The sequence below is a fragment of the Vagococcus zengguangii genome (assembly GCF_005145005.1).
In the GTDB taxonomy this organism is placed as follows: Bacteria; Bacillota; Bacilli; order Lactobacillales; family Vagococcaceae; genus Vagococcus_A; species Vagococcus_A zengguangii.
In genome coordinates this window covers 1,166,676-1,185,195 of sequence record NZ_CP039712.1, presented here as the reverse complement: position 1 = coordinate 1,185,195, position 18,520 = coordinate 1,166,676, and the positions used below count along the sequence as shown (strand labels likewise).

Here is an 18,520-nt window from a genome sequence, read left to right as displayed (position 1 = left end):
CCTATTTTTATGGCGTGTGAGGAGGATTGTCTATGTTAACTATTAATCAAATAGTTGGTATACTTGAAAATGAAAAGTTATTTAAAGAGATGATTATTAACAATCATTGGTCTTATAAATGTCCAGAAAATATTCAACAACAAGAAATTAAACAGATTACGTATGACTCACGTGAAGCAACAGCTGATAGTTTATTTTTCTGTAAAGGTCTATCATTTAAAGAAGACTATTTATTAGCTGCTTGTGATAAAGGTCTTACCTATTATGTTTCCGAAGTGGCTTATGAAAAAGCACCTGAAAATACCGTGGCGATCATTGTAACAGATATTCGCAAAGCGATGGCCGTCATTGCCATGAATTTTTATGATATGCCACAAAATGATTTAAAAATTATTGCTTATACGGGGACTAAAGGGAAAACGAGTTCAGCCTATTTTTGTTACAGCATTTTAAAACATGTGACAAATAATAAAACGGCCTTGTTTAGTACGTTAGAAACGTATATTGGTGGAGAAGAAGCCTTTAAATCAAATTTAACAACCGAAGAAGCGTTACCTTTATATAAGATGATGCGCCAAGCAGTTGATAATGGGATGACGCATCTTGTGATGGAAGTGTCATCTCAAGCGTATAAATTAGACCGAGTTTACGGATTAATTTATGATGTGGGAGTATTTTTAAATATTTCTCCAGATCATATAAGTCCAATTGAGCATCCAACGTTCGACGATTATTTTTATTGCAAACGCCAGCTAGCTAATCACTCTAAACAATTCATTCTAAATCTAGATAGCGATTATAGCTCATTCATGCTAGAAGAATGTCAAGCTAAACAAAAAGCTTTGGTTACATTTGGTGAAAACAACACATCCGCTGACGTTTCGTTTGCTAGTGTGAATGAACATACCTTTACGATTGCACCGAATGCTTGGACAATTGATGGAGAGTTTTCGTTAAAAGTGGAAGGTGTCTTCAATCAAAGTAACGCAACGAGTGCACTACTTGCGTGCTCGTTAGTTTCTGATGCTCAACCAAGTATCTATCAACAAGGGTTAGAAGAAACCGTTATTCCAGGTCGAATGGAAAAGGTTATGGCCGGAGAAACACCTGTTTATATTGACTTTGCTCATAATTATTTAAGTCTAGATAATTTACTAGCTCACGTTCATCAAAGTTATCCGGATCATGAAATCAAACTTGTTATTGGAAGTACAGGTGATAAAGGCGTTGAACGTCGCATGGATTTTGGTAAGGTAATTAACCGCTATGTCACACATGCGATTTTGACAAGTGATGATCCTGGAACTGAGGATCCGCAAACCATTGCTGAAGTGATTCAAGCGTATATCAATGACAATGTCAGAACTGAAATCATTTTAAATCGTAAAGAAGCGATTCTATATGCCTTAAAAAATGCTACAGCCAGTGATGTCGTGATCGTTGCAGGTAAAGGAACAGATAAATATCAAATTATTGGGACACAAAAGATTGCCTATCAGGGTGATCGTAATATAGTGGATGAATTTATATCGAAGGAAGATGTTATTAATGGATAAAGCAGCAATCGCAGAAAAATTTACGGTGATTTTGTTAGGTAGTGATATTAATGTATATGGCATGGCTCGTGCCTTCCATGAAGAATATGGGATTATTTCAGAAGCTCATAGCCTAATGCATTTATCACCAACTAAATTTAGTAAAATTGTCAATGTACATGCACATGATAACTTTAATGAGCCAGAAGGATTCATTAAAGCTATGCGCCAAGTAAAAAAAGATTATGAAAATAATGGTAAAGTGAATATCCTTTTACCATGTGGTGACGGCTATACTGAATTAATCGCAATGTATAAAAACGAATTAGAAGAGACGTTTATTTGCCCAACGATTGATATCGCGTTACAAAAACAATTAGAAGATAAAGTTACCTTCTATGAAACGTGTGAAGAGTATGGGTTGCCTTATCCAGCAACGTATATTATCAATCAAGAAATCGTCGCTAACAAACAAGTCAACGTACCATTTTCTTTCCCAGTGGCGCTTAAGCCAGCCGATAGTGTCGCATGGTTGGGCGCAAAATTTGAAGGAAAGAAAAAAGCGTTTATTTTTAGAGATGAACAAGAATTTATGACAATTGTTGAACGAATTTACGCCTCTAACTATCAAGGTGAAATGATTTGCCAAGATTTCATACCAGGTGATGACAGTCACATGCGTGTGTTAAATGCTTATGTTGACCAAAATCACAAAGTACGAATGATGTGTCTAGGTAACCCGCTTTTAGAAGATCCAACGCCTGAAGCAGTCGGTAACTATGTGGCAATTATGCCAGACTATAATGAAAAAATTTACCAAAACATTCAATCATTTTTAGAAAAAATTGAATACAAAGGGTTTGCTAACTTTGATATGAAGTATGACGAACGAGATGGTGAATACAAACTATTTGAAATCAACTTACGACAAGGCAGAAGTAGTTATTACGTAACATTAATGGGCTATAATTTAGCGAAATACATCGTAGAGGACTATGTATTAGGAAAAGAACTAGATGAAGTGGTTTATGGCTCAGGTGATAAGCTATGGCTAGGTGTCCCTGAAAAAATCGTTAAGCAATATGTCAAATCGTCTGAACAAAAAACAAAAGCGTTAGAGATGTTAAAAAACAAACAATACGGTACGACCCTATTTTATAAAGAGGACATGGGCTTAAAACGTTATTTACTCGTTAAGCGTATATACAATTTATACAACAAGCGTTATAAAGAGCATTTTACAGAAAAATAGTCCTAAATGAGGTATAAATTATGAAAAACTTTTTTGTTATTTTAGGTGGTATGGGGACTAAAGCCACTGAAAGTTTTGTCCATTTGTTAAATGAGAAAACTCCTGCTAGCAAAGATCAAGACTACTTAAATTATTTATTAGTGAACCATGCAACAGTTCCGGATCGTACAGCCTTTTTATTAGGTGAATCAGATGAAAATCCAGCAACGGTCCTAGTCGAAGATATTGAACAATATAGTAAATTATCACCTGATTTTTTCGTCCTAACATGCAATACAGCCCATCGTTTTTATGATGAGTTACAAGCAGCGACAAGTGTCCCTATCTTACATATGCCAAGGATTGCAGTAAATGAAGTAATTAATCTGTTTGGCACTGAAAAGCCAATAAATGTTGGTGTCCTAGCTACAACTGGTACGATTTCAACAGGTGTCTACAAAGAAGCATTGGCTCGTTATAAGCATTTGAACGTCATCACACCCGATGAAGCACTCCAAGCAGAGGTAATGAATTTAATCTACCGTGACATTAAACAAGCTAATTATATGAACACGGAATTATTTTTCAACATCCTGGATACAATGATGAACGAGTATCAGTGTGATACGATTATTTTAGGCTGTACTGAATTATCATTAATTGCCGAGCATGTAGATTTATCTGCGTATGAAGTGGTTGACGCTCAACTGGAATTAGTCAATCAAACAATCAAACGAGCTAAATCGAATTAGAAATATTAACAAAAGAGCCAATCAATCTTATTAGATTGACTGGCTCTCTTTATTTAAGTATAAAAGTAAATGGAGAAGTAGATAAAGGCCGCTCCAGCCATAACGAATAGATGCCAAATGACATGCATAAATTTCTTGCGTTGTAGGGCGTAAAAAATAGTCCCTAACGAATAGCTAACCCCTCCTAGGACTAAAAGTAATATCCCATTCAGTCCCAGACCTTCATATAATTCACTGCTAGCTATTAAGCATAACCATCCCATAAACAAGTAAATAAGAAAATCAAACTTCCATTTCTTTTTAATAAAGAAACTCTTATACACAATACCAGCGATTGCTAAAGACCAAATAATAATAAACAATACCCAACCTTTTGTCCCTTGGATAGTTAGAAGACAGTAAGGTGTGTATGATCCTGCAATTAACAAGTAAATAGAACAATGATCCATCACTTGAAAAACGTGTCGCGCTTTTGTAAAAATTAAACTGTGAAATAAGGTTGATGATAAGAAAAGCAAAATTAAACAGATGCCAAATACTAGATAAGCAAAGGTATGGATACTCCCTATGGAAACAGCTTTTAATATCAAAAAGACCATTCCTGTGATCGCTGCTAAGCACCCTATGCCATGTGTGATAGCATTAAAGACTTCATTGACGATTTCATATTTTCTGTGGTTCATATAAATCCCTCCAGTAACGTCCATTGAAGCGGATACAAAAATAATCCGATTAATGTGTTATTAAAAAAATAGTATACCTTTACAAACTAAAAAGTCAATCAATATGTTATAATATTTACATAAAATAATAATATTAGTTAAAATATTTAATGATATAAGGGTGGTTTGGTTTCAATGAAAAAAGTTAAAGTTGTAACGGATTCAAGTGCAAGATTTTTACCAGAAGTAGCGGAACGTTTAGATATTGAGATGGTTTCATTATCAGTCATGATTGATGATGTCATCTATAAGGATACTGATTTAGACGGCAAAGAGTTCATGAACATGATGAGCCAAGCACGAGCTTTACCAAAAACGTCTCAACCACCAATTGGAGAATTTGTGGAAACTTATGAACGTTTAGCTAGTGAAGGTTATGATATCATCTCACTACATATGACTGGTTTGCTAAGCGGTACGGTAGATGCAGCTCGTCAAGCAGCACAAATGGCTAACGCAAACGTAACAGTGATAGACACGAAATTTATCGATCAAGCACTTGCATTTGTTTGTGAGCGAGCAGCTGAAAAAGCTAACGAAGGAGCGAATTTATCTGAAGTAACCGCAACGGTTGAAGAAGCCTTGGACAACAGCTTGTTATATATTGGTATTGCCACACTCGATAATATGGTGAAAGGTGGACGTTTGAGCCGTGCTACAGGTATCTTATCTAACATTTTAAATATAAAAGCAGTGATGCAACTATTACCAACAGGTTTAGAAACGATGTCTAAAGGGCGTGGATTAAAAACATTTAAAAAATGGTTCAAAGATCTAACTGAAACAACACTAAAACATCTAAATAATGTTAAAAAAATTGGTATTTCACATGCAGACGGATTAGAAACAGCTGAAAAATTTGCTGCTGCTTTAACAGAACAATTTCCAAATGCACAAATTAGTGTTTTGGATACTTCACCGTTAGTAGCGACTCACACGGGTCCTGGTGCATTTGCTATTATGATATACAGTGAGGAAAGTTAAGCAAGCCTTTCATCAAAAAATATTTTTTGTGCTATAATCAAACACAGGGTGTGACGTTTTATTGTCACACCCTGTTTAATGTAAGGAAGTGATGTATCATGTTAAAAAAATACGGTAAAGAAATAATCGTTAGTGCAATCTGTTTCATCTTACCCTTTATTATCGGTAGTTTATTAATCGAAAAACCTTCTGATATCATGCAGGTTAGCGCCTCTAATCAATCAACGGTGACAGAAGAAGTCTACGTGGTTGCGATAGGTGATTCATTAACAGAAGGCGTAGGAGATAGTACTAATGAAGGTGGATATGTGCCCTTACTCCAAACTCGTTTAACTGAAACTTATCCAAGTAAAATCTTCAGTACCGTTAATTATGGTAAAGCGGGGAACACCACCCAACAAATCATCAAACGAATTAATCAAACACCTGACATTCAACAGGATATCAAAGATGCTACGGTGATTACCTTAACGACTGGTGGGAATGATTTAATGAAAGTGATTAAATCAAATTTGTTTAATGATTTGTCGGTTGAATCGTTTGAGAAACCAAGTCAAACGTATCAAGCAGATTTGAATGACTTGTATCAATTGATACGAAACTTGAATCCTGAAGCCCCAATTTACCAATTAGGTATTTATAATCCTTTTTACGTCAGCTTCAATGAAATATCCGCGATGCAAGACATTGTTGATAATTGGAATGATTCAGCTAAAGAGAGTATTAAGCAGCAGGAACGCCTGTATTTTGTGCCAATTAATGATGATATTTATAGTGGGTTGGAATCTACCCAAACTGGAAATTTAGACGGTATCAATAACTTACTTTCCGATACGGATAATTTTCATCCGAATAATTTAGGTTATCAAATAATTGCCAATGAATTTGCCTCAGTCATTAAAGCATCAGGTGAGTTAAAAGCAGAAGGACGTGAATAAATTGAACGAAAAAATAAAAGACCTATCAGAATCACAGGTAAATCCCCCATCTCCTACTAACTATTGGAAGTTAGCTTTTTTAGGATTACTAGCTGCCATTATAGGAGGCATTATTTTTATAGGTGTCCGTTTAAGTGATACTCGTGAGGTTGCTTATAAAGAGCAAGTGGAAGAAGTTGTCTTTGAAGATAAACCTAGCTTTCAATTGGTTTCTAATAAAGAAGATTTGAATCGAATCATTAATCATTATTTAACCAAATATTTAAGTAATAAATCGGTCAACTATGAGTTCTATTTAGAAAACCAAGCGCTATTAAATGGCACGTTTAAATTGCTCGGTTTTCCCGTTGAGTTTTACTTATATTTTGAGCCATTTGTTATGAGCGATGGTAATGTTATGTTAGAAGCTAAAAGTGTCTCAATTGGTAGTCTTAACTTACCTATGACGCAAGTCTTAAAACAAGTCGCCAAAATGGACTTACCAGAGTGGGTTGAAGTAAAATCAAAAGAAGAACAAGTCATTCTTCATTTGAATCAACTCGAGATTGAAGATGATATTCGTATAAAAGCTGATAAAATCAATTTAATTGATGACGACATTCGTTTAAGTGTCTATTTTGATGTCAGAGATTCAGCTAAGAAGGAGGAAAATTAATGTCAGAAGCAAAAGCAATCTTTGCTGGAGGGTGTTTCTGGTGTATGGTTCATCCATTTGATCAGCAACCAGGCATCCATTCCGTTATTTCAGGTTACACAGATGGACACGTGGTTAATCCAACTTATGAACAAGTCTGTTCAGGTGAAACAGGACACACTGAGGCCGTTGAAATCACCTATGATCCATCGATTATTAGTTATGAGGCGTTAGTAGAAATTTATTGGCAACAAACTGATCCAACAGATGCTTTCGGTCAGTTCCAAGATCGTGGTGATAGCTACCGTCCAGTTATATTTTACCAAAACGAAGAAGAACGTTTAATTGCCGAGAAAAGTAAACAAACGCTTCAAGATAGTGGTCGTTTTAATGAACCTATCGTTACCGAAATCAAACCAGTTGCGCCGTTCTATGTAGCTGAAGATTATCATCAAGATTTTTATAAAAAAGACCCTCTACGTTACAAAGCATCAAGTGGTCCTCGTGAAAAATTCGTAAAGGATACGTGGCATGCGGAGTAAGAGTTTTTATTTATTTGTACAAACAGTCAAAAATCCATATGATTACACTGGGGCGGTTCAACTAGCAGCTGCTATTCATGATGATACGAATTTTCCAAAAACATCCGAAGATTATCATGAAATTAGTTCCTATCTAGAAGATCATACGAATTATGTCCAAAGTATGGATGATTTTGATCAATTATGGCAACAATACCTTGAAAATACTTAAACTAAGAGAAAGACTCTATTATAGGGTCTTTTTTTTTAATATTTCAACAAATAATATTTGTCATTTCTTTGTAAAAAATACTTTCTAATGTTGCAAAAGTGTTACAGTTGTATTACAATGTATAAAGGTCAAATGAAAGAATGGACCTGAAGGGGTAACGAAGATGAAGAAAAGAATGACATATATAAATAGTTTAGATGGCCTTCGAGCCTTAGCAATAATATTAGTGATAGGGTATCATCTCAGAATATCTATTTTTAGAGGTGGCTTTATAGGAGTGGACATGTTCTTTGTCCTTTCGGGGTATCTCATCACTAATCAAATTTTGAATAAGATTAAGGACGTACCTAAGTTTTCGATTAAAGAATTTTGGTTTAAGCGAATCAAGCGTCTGTTTCCAGCTATGATAATGCTTTTGATGGTGGTAACAATATACGTCTTAATAAAGACACCTGAACGTTGGCAATCGATCATAAGTGATGACGTTGCGGGTGTGCTTGGCGTGAGTAATTGGTGGTATATTATCAAAAAAGTACCTTACACTGATACATTCAGTCATCCAGCACCGCTAAAACATCTCTGGTCATTAGCAGTTGAGGCGCAATTTTACTTGTTGTTGCCGTTATTATTTGTGGGAACAAATCCACCTAAAGCGAAGAAAAAACTAGCCTTTGTCATGCTTGTTGCGATATTGATTTTTTCAGCCATTAGCATGGGACTATGGTATAAACCAGGAGATATCAACCGAGCTTATTACGGGACGGATACCCGGATATTTGGGTTGCTGATTGGTAGTCTTACTGCTTATTTATATCCATATAAACGATTAGCCAATCAACTACCTACTAAAACTAGCCAGTTGTTCGATGTTATTGGAACTTCATTACTAGTCGGTCTATTAAGTTTTGTCGTATTTGGCAATGAATTTCTTTCAGGTTTATACCACGGTGGTTTATTAATTATTAGCTTAGTTAGTGCCATATTGATGTGTCTTGTTATTCATCCTGATACGAAATTAAATCGGCTATTTTCAACCAGTTTGCTAAGATGGATTGGCACGCGCTCATATAGTTTGTACTTATGGCATTATCCGATAATCGTATTAATGACACCTATGAAAATAACCGGCATTTACCGAGTGGCTTTAATGTTTTTTCAAGTTATTTTAATGTTCGTTTTAGCAGAGATGTCTTATAAGTACGTAGAAACACCGTTCAGAAAAAGAACAAGAGGGATTAGTTGGCAACAACAGCTGAAACAAACAGTTAAACGTTCCGCCACAGTTAGAATCGAAGGTCTATTAATCGGGATTACATTAATCGGCATGATTTTTACAACGACTTTCTTTAATCAGATGGTTGCTAAATCAGTCGATATATCTTATGAAAAAAATAAGTCCTCAAAAAAAGAAACGATTAAAGAACCTCAGATTAAAAAAATCCCAATTAATCAGGTCTTTATGATTGGAGACTCAGTTCTGTTAGGGGCTAAACCAGATATTGAGGAGTTAATCCCTCAATCACAAGTTGATGCAAAGGTTGGTCGACAGTTTATTGAGTTACCCAAAATTTTAGAGAAAAACTATCAACATAAATTTGATACAGAGACCGTTGTCCTTATTTCTTTAGGAACCAATGGACCATTTAAGGAAGAAGAATTAAGCAATCTCTATCAGACCGTCACTGAAAAAGGAGCACATCTCGTCCTGTTAAATACTTATGTACCACTTAATTGGCAAGGTCAAGTTAATCATTTGTTAGCGGATTTCACATCAACCCATCAAGATGTCGTATTAATCGATTGGCATGATTATATTGCCGATAAGCTAGCCTATTTAGAAATTGATGGGGTACATCCAACAGTTGCAGGTCGTGAACTATTAGCGACGTTAATTAAAGAACAATTGACTAAATACTTCGATTTTCAGGTAGACACAAAAGAAGCAATAACAACTGAATCGAGTCACTAATAAAAAGAAATGCATGAAGATAACCTAACTTCAGCATTTCTTTTTTTGCTTTTAGATAACTGAATGATGGATTTGCAAATAATATGCTCAAATTTTATGAATTTAGTTGTAATTTGTGAAATGTTGCTTTAAAATGATTGTTGAGAGTGAAAATCATTCTCAATTAGAAAAGGGAGGTAGGTCTTTGAAAAGATATTTATTACCTTTTTTCTTTCTATTATTAGTAATCACTTCATTGTTCATTGGCGTACAAAGCATTCCTATTAACGAGGTGTTTCATCTAAATGAGACACAAAAACTCGTGTTATGGAGTACACGTGTTCCAAGAACAGTCAGTTTAGTTATAGCTGGTGCAACAGCAAGTGTCTGTGGTTTGATTATGCAACATCTAACCCAAAATAAATTTGTTTCCCCAACGACAGCCGGGACGATGGACAGTGCGCGTTTTGGTATTTTAATCGCCATGATTTTCTTTCCAAATAGCTCTAGTATGATTCGTTCACTCGTCGCTTTTGTTTTTGCTTTTATCGGAACGGTGATTTTTGTGCAATTAATTAATCGTTTGCCGCAAAGAAGCAATGTGATGGTGCCGTTAATCGGTATGATGTTTGGGAATATTATCGGTTCGATTGTTAGTTTCTTTGCTTATCAATTGGAGATTATTCAAAATATGTCTTCGTGGTTGCAAGGAAATTTCTCAACGATTACCCGTAATGGTTATGAACTCATTTATTTATCAGTCCCGTTATTGATTATCGCAAGCTTCTATGCGTATCAATTTACGTTAGCTGGTATGGGAAAAGATATTGCGACAAGTGTTGGATTAAATTATCACGTCATTCAAACGTTTGGTTTAATCATCGTGGCCTTAGCTAGTTCAGTATTACTAGTAACAGTCGGAAATTTACCATTCTTAGGAATCGTCATTCCTAATCTAGTGTCACTTTACGCGGGCGATCAAATGCAGACAACCTTGTGGCCAACCGCCTTGTGTGGGAGTCTTTTTTTAATCGTTTGTGATATCCTTTCGCGAACCATTATTCCACCTTATGAAGTTCCGGTTAGTTTAATTGTCGGAATTATCGGTAGTTTATCGTTTATTATTCTACTAGTGAGGGGGACGAAAACACATGGATAAGCGTCTGTCTAAACCAAACACTCGCATCATTTGGTCAATCTTAGTCGTAGCTGTTATCATGATGACTGTTTTGTTTCTAACGTATAACACCTATGGCAACTGGGAATTTGCCCTGAATTACCGTGGTAAAAAAATGCTAGCTTTTATTTTCGTTGCCATCTCGACTAGTTTTGCAACGATTAGTTTTCAAACACTTGCTAACAATCATTTTTTAACGCCCAGTATTTTAGGTTTTGATTCACTATATACACTAATTCATACCGTTTTGTTCTTCTTTATGGGAGAACAAGCCAAAATTGCCCTATTAAGCAATCAACTTGTGATGTTTTTTGTCAACGTCAGCTTAATGATTGTGTTGAGTACGACTTTATTTTATTTTTTATTAAAAAAACAAGGGAATAATTTGTATTTACTCTTAATGGTCGGCATGATTTTGGGGACACTTTTTGGAAGCATTAGCACCTTTTTACAAGTATTACTAGATCCTAACGAATTTGATAAATTACAAGGCAAGTTATTTGCTAGTTTTGCCAATGTCAATACAACGCTGTTAACACTGGCATTTGTTTTCTTATTCTTTGGAGCGGGTTATCTCTGGATGGTCGCAAAAAAAATGGACGTTCTTCATTTAGGGAAGGATGTTGCAACAAACTTAGGAATTAACGTCAATCGTTTCCAATGGCAACTATTGTTTGTCATTAGCTTACTAGTGGCGGTCTCTACCGCTTTAGTTGGTCCCATTACCTTTTTAGGCTTTATCGTCGCTAATATTTCCTATCAACTATTTAATACCTATAAGCACCGGACACTATTTATCGGTAGTACTCTGATCGCCATTTTAATGTTGATTGGGGGACAATTTTTAGTGGAGCAAGTCTTTAAATGGAATACGACCCTGAGCGTGGTTATCGAGTTTAGCGGTGGCGTTTATTTTGTTGGAAAGTTATTGAAAGAAAGAAAGTAGGTGGCTAGAGATGCTAGTTCGTCAATTATCTAAAATGTTTGGGAATAAACACGTTGTCAAAAATGTCGATGTGACCATTTCTAAAGGAAAATTTACTGCTTTTATCGGACCAAATGGTGCTGGGAAAAGCACGGTGTTGTCGATGATGAGTCGCTTAATTGAAAAAGATACGGGTGAAGTATTAATTGATCAGCAAGAAATAACTGACTGGAATCAAACGGATTTAGCAAAAAAAATTGCAATTTTGAGACAATCAAATATGATTAACTTAAAATTAACCGTACGTGAATTGGTGGCTTTTGGTCGTTTTCCTTATTCGAAAGGTCGTTTAACGGATCAAGACTATGAATTAGTCAACCAAGCCATTGCACAACTGGGCTTAGAAGAGTTAGCTGATCGTTACATTGATACTTTATCAGGTGGTCAATTACAACGCGCCTTTATTGCGATGGTTTTTGCGCAAGATACCGAGTATATTTTACTTGATGAGCCCTTAAATAATTTAGATATGAACTATGCTGTGCAGATGATGAAAGTCTTGCGTGACTTAGTTGATCATCATGGTAAAACCGTCATTATGGTCTTGCATGACATTAATTTTGCTGCAAGCTATGCTGATGAAATTATTGCGATGAAAGACGGACAAATCTACCTACATGATACGACCGATAACGTTATCCAAAAAGATGTGTTAGATGAGCTATACAATATGAATATTCGCGTTTGCGAGTTAGAAGGCAAACGTTTCTGTTTATACTTTAACGAATAAAATAAATCTAAGGGAGCATTTATATTATCATGAAAAATACAACAAAAGCATTACTGACTTTATTAGTTTTAGGCTTATTTTTAATGACTGGTTGTGGCTTAAACGCTACAACATCAGAAACCACTACTTCGTCAACTGAAGAAAGTTCAGCTGTGGTTGTCAAAACCGAATTTGGTGATGTCGAAGTGAATAAAAACCCTCAAAAAGTAGTTGTTTTTGATATGGGCTCACTTGATACTATCAAAACATTAGGTCATAGCGACCAAGTAATCGCGGTACCAACTCAAAGCTTACCTGACTATTTAGCTGCTGATTTCGAGAACTTAGAGTCAGCTGGCGGGATTAAAGAGCCAGATATGGAAAAAATTAACGCGTTACAACCTGATTTAATCATCATCTCTGGTCGTCAAGGCGACTTCCGTGAAGAATTAGAAAAAATCGCGCCGACCATTTATTTAGCAGTTGATACCACGAACATATGGGAATCAACGAAAAATAATATCACTGCCTTAGCTGAAATTTTCGGCGAAGAAGAAAAAGCTCAAACTGAAATTACTGCTTTAGAAACACGTATCGACGAAACAAAAGAAACGGCTTCAAGATTAGATCAAAAAGCATTAGTGACATTAATCAATGAAGGTAACATTTCAGCATACGGTAAAGGGTCACGTTTTGGGATTGTGCATGATGTCTTTGGATTTACTGCTGCAGATGAAAACATTGAAGCCTCAACTCACGGTCAACAAGTATCATACGAATACGTTTTAGAAACAAACCCTGATATCTTATTTGTTATCGACCGCACAAAAGTGGTCGGTGGCGATGAAACCAATAATGATATGACCAAAAATGAATTAGTCGCAGAAACATCTGCTGCTAAAAATGGTAAAATTATCTCACTTGCCTCTGACGTTTGGTACTTAGCCGGTGGCGGGATTGAATCAACTAGTTTGATGTTAGATGACGTTCAATCAGCCCTAAAATAAGCTATATAAATAATGAGCATTCTGTTATGATTAAGTAACAGAATGCTTTTTTATTAGGAGGAAAACTCAGATGCATACTGCTTTATTAAAAAAATTACGACTAAAAGAATCAAATAAATTGTTATTGATTGATGCCTCTGACGTCGAGTGTTACTTTGAAACTTTAGAAGTGGCTGTTGGGATGGAACAAGCGGATAATTATCAGAATGTTCTAGTTATGGTTGAAAATTTAACAGAATTAACCGAAAAAACGCATGAGATAATTAAGCGAGAATTAGTCGCACTAGACGGTCGCCTATTAATTGTCTACCCCAAAAAAGGCAATAAACTAGGAAAAGCAGCCATTCACCGCGATGATTTATTTCCAACACTCAAGGTTGATAGTGAAGGCTATATTGAAGGAACAGCTTATAAGTTTAACCAGATGGTATCATTAGACGAAAACTATACCGTGGTTGGCGTCAAACATGTTAATCCGCTAAAAGAGCCTACTAAAGATGCTAAACCTTCACAGTGCGTTGCTGATTATGAGATGCGTATTCCTGAGCTAATGACTTTATTAGCTGATGAACCTGAAGCTTTGGCTTTTTATCAGCAATTAACAGTTGGTTATCAAAAAGGCTGGGCTCGTCATGTTTTTAGTGCCAAACAAGCTGCCACCCAAACGAAACGGTTGAATGAGACGATTGATTATTTAAAACAAGGCGTGAAAGCAAAGCATTTAGCAAAGAAATAGAGGGATTAATATGCAAGATCACTTAATGAAACTTATCGAAAGACAACGTGCTTATTATCAAAATGGGCACACACACTCGTATAACGCGCGTATTAAGGCGTTAAAACAATTAAAAACAATGTTGAAACAACACGAACCAGCCATCCTCAAGGCGCTTGAGAAGGATTTAGGTAAGCATCCCAACGAGTCTTATTTAACTGAGATAGGGGTAACCTACGATAGTATCAACTACATGTTGAAGCATCTTAAATCACTGATGAAGCCTAAGCGTGTAAAAACACCGTTAACGTTATTCCCAGCAACCAGTCAAATTATGACGGAGCCGTTAGGGAATAGCTTGATTATGTCGGCATTTAACTACCCAATCTTGTTGTCTTTTGATCCAATAGTAGGAGCGTTAGCAGGTGGTAATACTGCGTTAGTCGCACTATCAGAATATACACCAACTGTTAACCAAGTCTTATTGCAGGCCATTTCAGCAACGTTTGATGCCGGACTCCTTACTTTTTTTGAAAGTAGTATTGAACGCAATACTTTTGTACTGGCCCAACGTTTTGATAAAATTTTTTTCACGGGTAGTCCTAAAGTTGGAAAAATCGTCTATCAAGCAGCTAGTCAACACTTAACACCGGTCACCCTTGAATTAGGTGGTAAAAGTCCAGCGCTAGTCACAGCAAACGCGAATTTAACTCATGCTGCTCAACGAATTGCTTGGGGTAAGTTTATTAATACCGGCCAAACGTGTGTCGCACCTGATTACTGTTTAGTTGATCGTCAAGTACTGCCTGAATTCGTTGAGGCGCTGAAATCAGCGATTATAGCGCTATACGGTCAAGACACTAAGCAAAATAAAAACTATGGTAAAATTGTTAACCAAGCTGCCTGGCAACGTCTAAATAGCTTATTAGTAGCTGATGCTTCTTATATCGTGGCCGGTGGCTCGTCAGACGAAGCGACACGTTATATTGAACCCACGCTGTTAGTTGCGGATGATTTGAAAGAACTTGCTAGCATGCAGGAAGAAATTTTCGGACCAATTTTACCGATTTTGCCTTTCGATACTATTGAAGAAGCCGTCACTATTATCAAAGGGTTTGAACAACCATTAGCTTTCTATCCATTTACAGCCAATAAAAAGGAGCAAACTTACTTATTAGACACATTGTCTTTTGGTGGGGCAACCGTAAATGATACGATTCTACACTTGGCTAATATTCATTTACCATTCGGTGGTGTCGGAAACTCAGGTATCGGGCATTATCACGGTGCCTACTCATACGAAGCCTTTACTCATCAAAAAGCAGTCTTAAAACGTCAAACTTGGCTAACATTACCGGTAATGAATGCTCCCTATACTGTGATGAAAGACAAGGTTATTAGAAAACTACTAAAATAAAAGGAATTTATATTACCAAAAGGAGAAGTAAAATGAGGAATCATGAAGTTACTAAACAGCAACCTCTATTAAATGAAAAAGGGGCTCTAAACAATCCCGGATGGTCAAGAGGGTTAGTGCAACAATATGACCGCAAACAAATCAAAGCGTCTACTTGGCGTATTAAAGAGTGGGACTATTACTTAATCCATAATGACGAGTATGCTTGCTGTTTTACAATTTCGGACAATGCCTACCTAGGTCTTGAATCCGTATCGCTAATTAACTTTAAAGAACGTTGGGAACATACCGAATCGCTAATTATTCCGTTAACAATGGGTAAGTTAAACCTACCTAAGACTTCTAAAACAGGAGACGTGCATTTTAACAATAAACGGTTAAATCTTTCGTTCACTCATCAAAACGGACAACGTCATATCAATTGCCAATTCAAGCAATTTCATGGTCAAAAAGATTTCGAGTGTGAATTAGTCTTAACTGAAACTCAACCTGATTCGTTAGTCATCGCAACCCCTTGGCCTAATAAACCCAAAGCTTTCTATTACAATCAGAAAATTAATAACATGACGGTTACTGGACACGTTAAGTATGGAGAGCAGACCATTACCTTTGAAGACAAAAATAATTTTGCAACGTTAGATTGGGGACGTGGTGTCTGGACCTATGATAATACTTGGTATTGGGGAAATGGTAATGGTATCGTTAATGGCAAGCCGTTTGGTTTTAACCTTGGTTATGGCTTTGGTGATATTTCAGCAGCGAGTGAAAATGTGGTCTATTATGATGGCATTTTAAATAAATTAGACGATATTGAATTTATTCATCAAGAAGATTATTTAGCGCCATGGACCATTACATCATCTGACGGTCGATTTGAGGGGACTTTTGAGCCCATTATCGATCGCAGTGCCCTAACTGACGTAAAAATAATCAAATCTGATCAACATCAAGTCTTTGGATATCTAAATGCAAGAGTCATATTAGATAATCAAGAGGTGATAGAAGTCAATGAGTTACTTTGCTTCTTTGAGAAGGTCCATAATAAATATTAAAGATAAAACACCGCAGATAACCAACACCTGTTGGTTATCTTTTTGAATAAAGCTAAGGAATTTATTAATAGAGATGAAAACAATCGACAAACGGATGATACAATCACAACAAAAAATTATAAGGGCTTTTGATGAGTTATTGCAGAAATATGACTATCAGCAGCTTTCGAAAGCGCAAATCACCAAAACGGCGCAAGTTAATCGGTCAACTTTTTATGCTCATTATGATAATAAACAAGCCGTTCTTACGCAATTGTTAAGTCAAAACTATTTGGTTGATTTGAAACGAACACTAGCTTCAAATGCACCTTTAGAACAGCTAGCTAGTGAGAAAATCCTTCATACTATTCTGATGATTCATCAAAAGACGGAAGTAAAGTATCCAAAAGCTTATCTAGACATTAAAACCGTCTTATCAAACGAGATGATTGAGATGCTAGAAGTCTATTTTAAAGAACTTTGGCTCGAAAATAGACAGGTGAACGTCGCTGAAGTGAATTTTATGGCGAGTTTGTGTAGTTGGGGAATGTATGGGGTAGCGATGAGATGTGCCAATCAAGAGCTTTCCTTACTAGTTGCTTGTCAACAATTTGAGCAACTAATCGTACATTATCTTATTACTGATAAATCAAAAACCAGTTCGCGTGTTAGCTAGCGAACTGGTTTTTGGGGCTTATAATAAATTTAACGCATCCATGGTCGCGTCATTATCAATGTGAATATAAAGAGCGGTAGTCTGCCCGGCTGATGAGTGTCCCAATTGTTGAGAGGTTAATAATAAATCTTTTGAACTTTTAAATAGATTAGTAGCAAGTGTATGCCGTAATTTATGCGGTGAAACTTCAACTCGGAAGGCCTTAGAATATTTTGCTACCATTTTTTCAATCGCATTACCTGTCATTCGTTTTGCCTGGCCTTTATAAGTGGTAATGAATAGGGCGGTTGTATCAATGGCACCAGGATAGTTAAGCGTTCTAACTTCCAGATAACGTGCTAAGTAAGTCATCCCAAAAGCTGCAATTCTGACAGAATCTTTTTTGTTGCCTTTACGTGTCACATAAGCCCGATTTTTTTCAAATGAGAGCTCATCTAAATTAAGATTTACAACTTCAGACAGGCGTAAACCGCTAGCAAGAATTAACGCATTAATCGCTAAATCCCGTTCCTTATCACGTTTAAAAAATTTTAGCGCTTGTGGGGTGAGCGTTTGACCATATTCTTCATCAATAAATTGCAGATAGTCATGCGTTTCTTGGCCGAGGAAGAGTTGTTCTTCAATCGCATCTGCCCGCGCTTGCAATGTTTGATACTCTTTAACATTTTCAACGCCATTCATTGGGTTATGGCTTAAATAGGGACGTTCTTGCGCATTATCATAGCTAGTTGAAAGATAAGTAAACAAGACTTTTAGGGCAGTTAGGTGACGTTGAATCGTCGGTTTTGAAAGAGTACCTTTATAGGTATCCGAAGGTGGTCCATATTTTTCACGTGAAAGTAGGTGAGATTTGTACAAATTCATTTTGTAAGCGGTCAACGATTCGAGTGAACAAGGAGAGAGGTCAGGTAAAATATGTTCTGAAAGTGCCCAGTTAAAGAAAAGTCGATAATTTTTCAAGTATTCATTGATCGTATGAGGAGAGAATTCCTGTGTTAATTTATGATGGACAAAATCTTTTAAGTAATCAGGAGACTGATCAAGTTCTTTTTGAAGCATCAGCATTAATTGTTCTCGTTGCAATTTTATCATTCCTTTCGACGATAGAGTAGGAGATACTATCATTATATATGGTATAGACCATTATTTCAAGTGAATATGCAAAAATAATAAATATTTTTTCATCTTTACTGAATATTATCATTTTCTAGAAAGATGAAAAGTGTCTTATTGACAGATGATATAGGCATTTATTGTTTGATTCTATTATTAGGTTTGTATAAATATTAATAAAAACGTATTTAAT

At 36.1% G+C, this 18,520-nt stretch carries 19 protein-coding genes; 17 read left to right on the top strand and 2 right to left on the bottom strand.

Annotated elements, in window-relative coordinates:
- Positions 1-32: 32 nt before the first annotated feature.
- From murE to FA707_RS05555, 3 genes are read left to right on the top strand one after another with little or no spacing between them, the layout of a single operon-like run.
- Positions 33-1,556, top strand: a complete 1,524-nt coding sequence (gene murE, locus FA707_RS05565) for a UDP-N-acetylmuramyl-tripeptide synthetase (protein ID WP_136953297.1) — start codon at positions 33-35, stop codon at positions 1,554-1,556.
- Positions 1,549-2,787, top strand: a complete 1,239-nt coding sequence (locus FA707_RS05560) for a carboxylate--amine ligase (protein ID WP_210409614.1) — start codon at positions 1,549-1,551, stop codon at positions 2,785-2,787. Before murE ends, FA707_RS05560 begins: the two co-directional genes overlap by 8 nt.
- Before the next feature lie 20 nt (positions 2,788-2,807).
- Positions 2,808-3,518, top strand: coding sequence for an aspartate/glutamate racemase family protein (locus FA707_RS05555; protein WP_136953295.1), 711 nt, complete (start codon positions 2,808-2,810; stop codon positions 3,516-3,518).
- A gap of 53 nt (positions 3,519-3,571) precedes the next feature.
- Here the strand turns inward: FA707_RS05555 and trhA are convergent, their stop codons facing one another.
- Positions 3,572-4,201 carry a PAQR family membrane homeostasis protein TrhA gene (gene trhA / locus FA707_RS05550; protein ID WP_136953294.1) on the bottom strand — a complete coding sequence of 210 codons (630 nt, stop codon included), beginning with the start codon at positions 4,199-4,201 and terminating at the stop codon, positions 3,572-3,574.
- A 174-nt stretch (positions 4,202-4,375) separates the two neighbouring features.
- On the opposite strand from trhA, the gene fakB reads away from it, so the two are divergent.
- The 14 genes from fakB to FA707_RS05480 all read left to right on the top strand — a co-directional run bounded on the left by fakB (position 4,376) and on the right by FA707_RS05480 (position 17,214).
- Positions 4,376-5,224 (top strand): fatty acid kinase binding subunit FakB, encoded by an 849-nt coding sequence (fakB, locus tag FA707_RS05545; RefSeq protein ID WP_136953293.1) that lies wholly within the window; start codon positions 4,376-4,378, stop codon positions 5,222-5,224.
- 98 nt (positions 5,225-5,322) lie between these two features.
- Entirely contained in the window at positions 5,323-6,162 is an 840-nt protein-coding gene (locus FA707_RS05540) for an SGNH/GDSL hydrolase family protein (protein WP_136953292.1), read from the top strand.
- A 1-nt stretch (position 6,163) separates the two neighbouring features.
- On the top strand, positions 6,164-6,817 hold the full coding sequence (locus FA707_RS05535; RefSeq protein WP_154299886.1) for a YpmS family protein: 654 nt from the start codon (positions 6,164-6,166) through the stop codon (positions 6,815-6,817).
- On the top strand, positions 6,817-7,338 hold the full coding sequence (gene msrA, locus FA707_RS05530) for a peptide-methionine (S)-S-oxide reductase MsrA (RefSeq protein WP_136953290.1): 522 nt from the start codon (positions 6,817-6,819) through the stop codon (positions 7,336-7,338). Before FA707_RS05535 ends, msrA begins: the two co-directional genes overlap by 1 nt.
- Entirely contained in the window at positions 7,328-7,549 is a 222-nt protein-coding gene (locus FA707_RS05525; protein WP_136953289.1) for a YozE family protein, read from the top strand. Before msrA ends, FA707_RS05525 begins: the two co-directional genes overlap by 11 nt.
- A gap of 163 nt (positions 7,550-7,712) precedes the next feature.
- Positions 7,713-9,518 (top strand): acyltransferase family protein, encoded by a 1,806-nt coding sequence (locus FA707_RS05520; RefSeq protein ID WP_136953288.1) that lies wholly within the window; start codon positions 7,713-7,715, stop codon positions 9,516-9,518.
- A gap of 184 nt (positions 9,519-9,702) precedes the next feature.
- The gene (locus tag FA707_RS05515) at positions 9,703-10,656 is read left to right on the top strand and encodes an ABC transporter permease (RefSeq protein ID WP_246032299.1); all 954 of its coding nucleotides are present in this window, start codon (positions 9,703-9,705) and stop codon (positions 10,654-10,656) included.
- Positions 10,649-11,620 carry an iron chelate uptake ABC transporter family permease subunit gene (locus FA707_RS05510; protein WP_136953286.1) on the top strand — a complete coding sequence of 324 codons (972 nt, stop codon included), beginning with the start codon at positions 10,649-10,651 and terminating at the stop codon, positions 11,618-11,620. Before FA707_RS05515 ends, FA707_RS05510 begins: the two co-directional genes overlap by 8 nt.
- A gap of 10 nt (positions 11,621-11,630) precedes the next feature.
- Positions 11,631-12,389, top strand: coding sequence for an iron ABC transporter ATP-binding protein (locus FA707_RS05505; RefSeq protein WP_136953285.1), 759 nt, complete (start codon positions 11,631-11,633; stop codon positions 12,387-12,389).
- Positions 12,390-12,418: 29 nt separating this feature from the next.
- On the top strand, positions 12,419-13,375 hold the full coding sequence (locus FA707_RS05500; protein WP_136953284.1) for a siderophore ABC transporter substrate-binding protein: 957 nt from the start codon (positions 12,419-12,421) through the stop codon (positions 13,373-13,375).
- Between the two features lie 70 nt (positions 13,376-13,445).
- Positions 13,446-14,111, top strand: coding sequence for a YdeI/OmpD-associated family protein (locus FA707_RS05495; RefSeq protein ID WP_136953283.1), 666 nt, complete (start codon positions 13,446-13,448; stop codon positions 14,109-14,111).
- A gap of 10 nt (positions 14,112-14,121) precedes the next feature.
- The gene (locus FA707_RS05490; protein ID WP_136953282.1) at positions 14,122-15,507 is read left to right on the top strand and encodes an aldehyde dehydrogenase family protein; all 1,386 of its coding nucleotides are present in this window, start codon (positions 14,122-14,124) and stop codon (positions 15,505-15,507) included.
- Between the two features lie 32 nt (positions 15,508-15,539).
- On the top strand, positions 15,540-16,559 hold the full coding sequence (locus tag FA707_RS05485; RefSeq protein ID WP_136953281.1) for a DUF2804 domain-containing protein: 1,020 nt from the start codon (positions 15,540-15,542) through the stop codon (positions 16,557-16,559).
- A 73-nt stretch (positions 16,560-16,632) separates the two neighbouring features.
- Complete coding sequence (locus tag FA707_RS05480) at positions 16,633-17,214, top strand: TetR/AcrR family transcriptional regulator (RefSeq protein ID WP_136953280.1); 582 nt, start codon at positions 16,633-16,635, stop codon at positions 17,212-17,214.
- A gap of 18 nt (positions 17,215-17,232) precedes the next feature.
- Here FA707_RS05480 and xerS read toward each other — a convergent pair whose 3' ends face one another.
- Positions 17,233-18,306 (bottom strand): tyrosine recombinase XerS, encoded by a 1,074-nt coding sequence (gene xerS, locus FA707_RS05475; RefSeq protein ID WP_425471269.1) that lies wholly within the window; start codon positions 18,304-18,306, stop codon positions 17,233-17,235.
- Positions 18,307-18,520 lie beyond the last annotated feature (214 nt).